Here is a 4,515-nt window from a genome sequence, read left to right as displayed (position 1 = left end):
TGTGGAAGTCAAGAATAGTGTGATATAAACCTTATGGCCGTCATCAAAAGCCATTTCGATCGTTGTATGCATCACGTCCGTACCTAAAATACGGGTGATAAAGACATTCGTGGTATTCTGCGCAAAGGAAAAAGGGATTTTGACGGATTCCACCAAGGCCTGGTCAACACTGGCCTCATCACGGTAGACCCTGAAATTTAAAAATTGACCGGTATTAAGTGTTTCTAGCTTAAGAGAAATGATGAAATTGTCCGTGTTAGCGTATTCATCGCCAGTCACAAAGCGATCATAGTAAGTTTTGTTCAAGGGGTAAGAAGAACGATTGGCATCATCGGATACCAAAACCACAAATTTATAGTTTTCAAAGAGGTATAGCTTGTTTAGACGCTCGTAGAGATAGTTAACCCTTTGATCTTCAGGTGTTTGATAGAGCATGTCCAAGTCATCGTTGATAAAGTCTTCCACCTGAACCTTTTTAGAAACAAGCTCATCCTTATTTTTATAGAATAAGAACTGACGAGTGAGCAGTGTCACAAACAGAAAAACAAACAAGGTTAAAATCGCAAAAAGAATCACGTTGAAAACAGTGATTCTAGTGGTTAACTTGAGCTTGCGAAATCGATTATAAAGTGTATGATATTGTTTTATAAAAAAGTTAGGCTTACTTGACAACGTATCCACGTCCCCTTACTGTCTGAATTATTTTGCGTTCATAATCACGATCGACCTTATCCCTGAGGTATTTAATATAAACATCCACGATGTTAAGACTACCATAATAGTCATATCCCCAAACCTTGTTTAGAATTTGTTCTCGCGTAAGGACTATGCCCTTATTAATTAACAGATGCTTTAATAAATCAAACTCCGTCTTAGAGAGCTCTATTTTATTTTCCCCTCGTTCCACTTCAAATGTGACGGTATTGATGTAAAGATCTTCAAAATGAAGCATCTCATCCGTTGCAGTACTGGAAACAGTAGTTGTTTTTCTAATATTTGCCCTGATGCGCGCAAGGAGTTCATCAAAGACAAAGGGCTTTGTTACGTAGTCATCGGCACCGCCATCAAGTCCTGTGATGACGTCTTGAATATCATCCTTTGCTGTAAGCATAATGACTTTAGTCGTAGGATCATGCCTTTTAATTTCCTTGCAAGCAGTTAGCCCGTCTACTTTAGGCATCATAATGTCCATTAGTATTAGGTCGTAGCTATATTTTAAGCACTTATCAATCGCTTCAGCACCATCTTGAGCCAAGTCAGTTTCATAGCCCGCATATTTCAGTTGCAGTTCAATGATTCGTGCAATTTTTTTCTCGTCTTCTACAATGAGAATTTTACTCATAAACGCCTCCATCTACTTTTCATTTAATATATCAAAAAAAAGTCCGCCATACAACGGACTTTCAATAACCCCTTATGTTTTTTAAACGCCTAGGCCATGAGTTCATGGCACAAATCGCTGATTTTTTCCACTGAATAATTGGAAGACATAGCCTTCATTCTATTCTTAATAGCGCGCAAACGCTCAGGTTCATTGACGAAGGACTCTATAATTTCAGGCAACTGATGAAGGTGCTTCACGTAGATACCGAGTCCTTCTTGTGCTAAAATCTCAGTATTTTCAGCCTCTTGTCCGTGAATGTAAAAGGGAATAATCATTGGAAGCGACTTATTGATGGCCTCTGTTAATGTCAAGCCGCCAGGCTTGCTAATGAGCAGATCAGCTTGGTCCATAAGTTCGTGTACGTTGCTGATGAAACCATAAACCTCTAAGCTGATATTTGGGGGTAAGTCTTTAAAGTGACTTTCTATGCTATTCTTAATGGTCTTATTGTTACCGCACACCACTTGAATCAAAATATCTTGTTTAATCTTCATCAAATAGGCCAATGTTTTGTAGAGTTTTCTACTCCCCATACTTCCCCCCATTAACAATATCGTGAAGGGTGAAAAATCTGCTCGATTTACATGTGAAAGGGCGTAAAATTCAGGTTTAACAGGAATGCCGTAATCAAAGACCTTGTCTTGTGAGATGCCAAGGGCTTGTAATTGATAATTGGTTATTTTGGAACCTGTGATATAGGCATCTATGGCATCATGTGCGTAGAATCTATGCACACCCAAATCGGTCACTACTGAAAGGCAGACTGCCTTGGTTAGGCCTTCCTTTTTTAGCTCTGCTATGATATGCACAAAAAGAGGATGGGTAGAAATAATGATGCTTGGATGGTATTGGTTTATGTAAGACAGAATTTTATTCTTAAGCATAAGCTTAAAAATGCGCTTAAGCTGCTTATTGGTTGTCTTATGACCACTGATTTTATAGATTTCACCATAAAGTTTTGGGGTGTAATTGGCTAAAAAAGTGTAGCCATCTTCGATCATGGTCTCAAGAAACTTACTGTTTTCTTTAAAGGGTTCAACCACATAGAATTCAAGCATTTGATCAGAAAGTTGTTGCTTTAGGGACTGGGCTGCCTGGTTATGGCCGCCGCCTGTGGCTGCTGTAAAGATCAATCCGATTTTGCTCATGGGGAGACCTCGCTTTCAATGTAAAAGTATCTTTATAAACATCATATAGCATTAATATTAAAATCGTATTAAAAATGATTTAAGAATCCATAAGCAGATGGCTTAAAATTCAAAAAAAAAAGCAACTTTTCTAGGAAAAGTCGCTTTTAAAATTGAAGGTGGTCTTAACTGAATGTTTAATGTAGTGATTTGTAATCGATCTTAGCCGTCTTAAGTCCTGCTAATATGACGAAACCGAGCACGATACCGCCAACAAACTGAATTATATTCCAAGGAATACTGAAGATGGGTACAATAAAGCTACCATACATGAGACCCGCAGCGACGTAATAGCCAAGTACCATCCACAAACCGGCGATAATCATACCTGACAGTTGACCAAATGAGATGCCGTATCTATCCTTGAGCAGATAGAAGGCGATGGTGATGACTGGTATAACGATTGCGACACCTAGAAGTTGAAAGTTTAATTTTGAAATGGCGGCTATAACATTTTCAACACCTGAAAGTTCATCTACATTTGAAATTAGAAAGTTTACATCAGCACCCTTTATTGAAACTACAAATCCAATTAATGAGACAAACCAAATGGACAAGGCGCCAATAAGGACGTGCTTTTGATTTCTCTTTTCACTTGCAAAATAACCGATAATGAAGCCCATAATGCCTTTGATGATTAAGGTTGGTAATGCCCACTGAGCATAACCACCGAGAATATCTGCAAACATAGACCCTACGCCTGCTGCAAATGCGCCATACCAAGGACCTAGTAAAATACCTGAGATAAAGATACACATGTCACCTGCGTGGATATAACCGTTTGTAAATGGAATTGGTATTTTGATAACAGAAGTCATAATGAATACGAAAGAAGTCATTAAGGCTGTGTATATCAATAATTTAAGATTTGTTTTCATATTACCCCCTAAAGTATAATGCCTGATAAAATACTTGTAATAAGATACAAGTCAATTATAATATAATATAGAATTGGGTTTATCGAAAGAGTCAGATAATCACAAAACAATCGGGTCAGATTAAATGGCTTGTCCGTTTTTGTGGGGGAGGGAATTTATGATCGGTTTTGTAATTCACTTTGATGAGAAATCAAAAGTACCAAAATATATACAATTATATGAACATATAAAAAATGAAATTCACGAAGGAACCTTGAAAGAAGGCGCTAAGCTACCTTCTATACGCAGAGTTTCGGAAGTGCTGAAAATCAGCAAATCTACGGTAGAGAATGCCTATAACCAGTTAATTGTTGAAGGTTATATCGAGAGCAAGTACAAGAGTGGTTATTATGTAATCAATATTGATATATATGATTTTAACCAGTTTGCCAAGGGAACCTTTCCCTCAATTCAGCCTGAAAAAATAAAAAAAGGTCTTAAGATACAAAGCAGTGATGAACAAGAGGAGGCGACCTTCAACTTCAATGATTGGAAAAAGATGCTGAACAAGGTTCTAGAGTATGATACAAAAGCGCTTCTATCCTATGGAGATGTACAAGGCGAGTTTGAACTCAGACGTGAGATCTCGGATTTTCTTCACCAGTCTAGGGGAGGGAAGTGTCACCCGGATCAAATCATCGTTGGTGCAGGAATCCAGTACCTCTTTGGCCTAATTGCAACGCTCTTTAGAGGTGAGGCAGCACAGATTGCCTTTGAATACCCGGGATTTTCAAAGGGAATGTATATCTTTGAGGATTACGGCTATGATACCATTAAGGTTCCTGTGGAGACCGATGGCATCAATATGAGAAAGCTAGAAGCCTCTCAGGCAAAAATCGTATATGTATCACCTTCACATCAATACCCAACAGGGTCCATAATGCCCATAAAAAAGCGTATAAAACTCATTAACTGGGCCACTAAAAATCAAGCTTTTATTATTGAGGATGATTATGACAGTCTGCTAAGATATGAGGGCTACCCGATTCCAGCACTTCAAGGATTAAACCACGGTAAAAATGTAATT

General features: G+C 38.2%; 5 protein-coding genes. 1 reads left to right on the top strand and 4 read right to left on the bottom strand.

What is annotated here, in order from left to right; all coding sequences use genetic code 11:
• The 4 genes from AC220I_RS18620 to AC220I_RS18605 all read right to left on the bottom strand — a co-directional run.
• Window positions 1–672, bottom strand: a 672-nt coding sequence (locus AC220I_RS18620; RefSeq protein WP_486725366.1) for a hypothetical protein, incomplete at its 3' end; no start/stop codon positions are given.
• Window positions 662–1,342, bottom strand: coding sequence for a response regulator transcription factor (locus AC220I_RS18615; protein WP_486725365.1), 681 nt, complete (start codon window positions 1,340–1,342; stop codon window positions 662–664). The genes AC220I_RS18615 and AC220I_RS18620, both read right to left, overlap by 11 nt.
• A gap of 89 nt (window positions 1,343–1,431) precedes the next feature.
• The gene (locus AC220I_RS18610; protein WP_486725364.1) at window positions 1,432–2,532 is read right to left on the bottom strand and encodes an MGDG synthase family glycosyltransferase; all 1,101 of its coding nucleotides are present in this window, start codon (window positions 2,530–2,532) and stop codon (window positions 1,432–1,434) included.
• A 176-nt stretch (window positions 2,533–2,708) separates the two neighbouring features.
• Window positions 2,709–3,449 (bottom strand): ECF transporter S component, encoded by a 741-nt coding sequence (locus AC220I_RS18605; RefSeq protein WP_486725363.1) that lies wholly within the window; start codon window positions 3,447–3,449, stop codon window positions 2,709–2,711.
• A gap of 157 nt (window positions 3,450–3,606) precedes the next feature.
• Here AC220I_RS18605 and pdxR point away from each other — a divergent pair.
• The coding region (pdxR, locus tag AC220I_RS18600; protein ID WP_486725362.1) for a MocR-like pyridoxine biosynthesis transcription factor PdxR at window positions 3,607–4,515 on the top strand (909 nt) is incomplete at its 3' end.

It is taken from the genome of Fusibacter sp., from assembly GCF_057447755.1.
The sequence above is the reverse complement of the archived record's forward strand: the minus strand, read 5'-3'. Positions and strand labels throughout refer to the sequence as shown.

Coding starts and splice junctions, on each gene's coding strand:
- AC220I_RS18610 (WP_486725364.1), bottom strand. CDS start 2,532: ATGAGCAAAATCGGATTGATCTTTACAGCAGCCACAGGCGGCGGCCAT.
- AC220I_RS18605 (WP_486725363.1), bottom strand. CDS start 3,449: ATGAAAACAAATCTTAAATTATTGATATACACAGCCTTAATGACTTCT.
- AC220I_RS18615 (WP_486725365.1), bottom strand. CDS start 1,342: ATGAGTAAAATTCTCATTGTAGAAGACGAGAAAAAAATTGCACGAATC.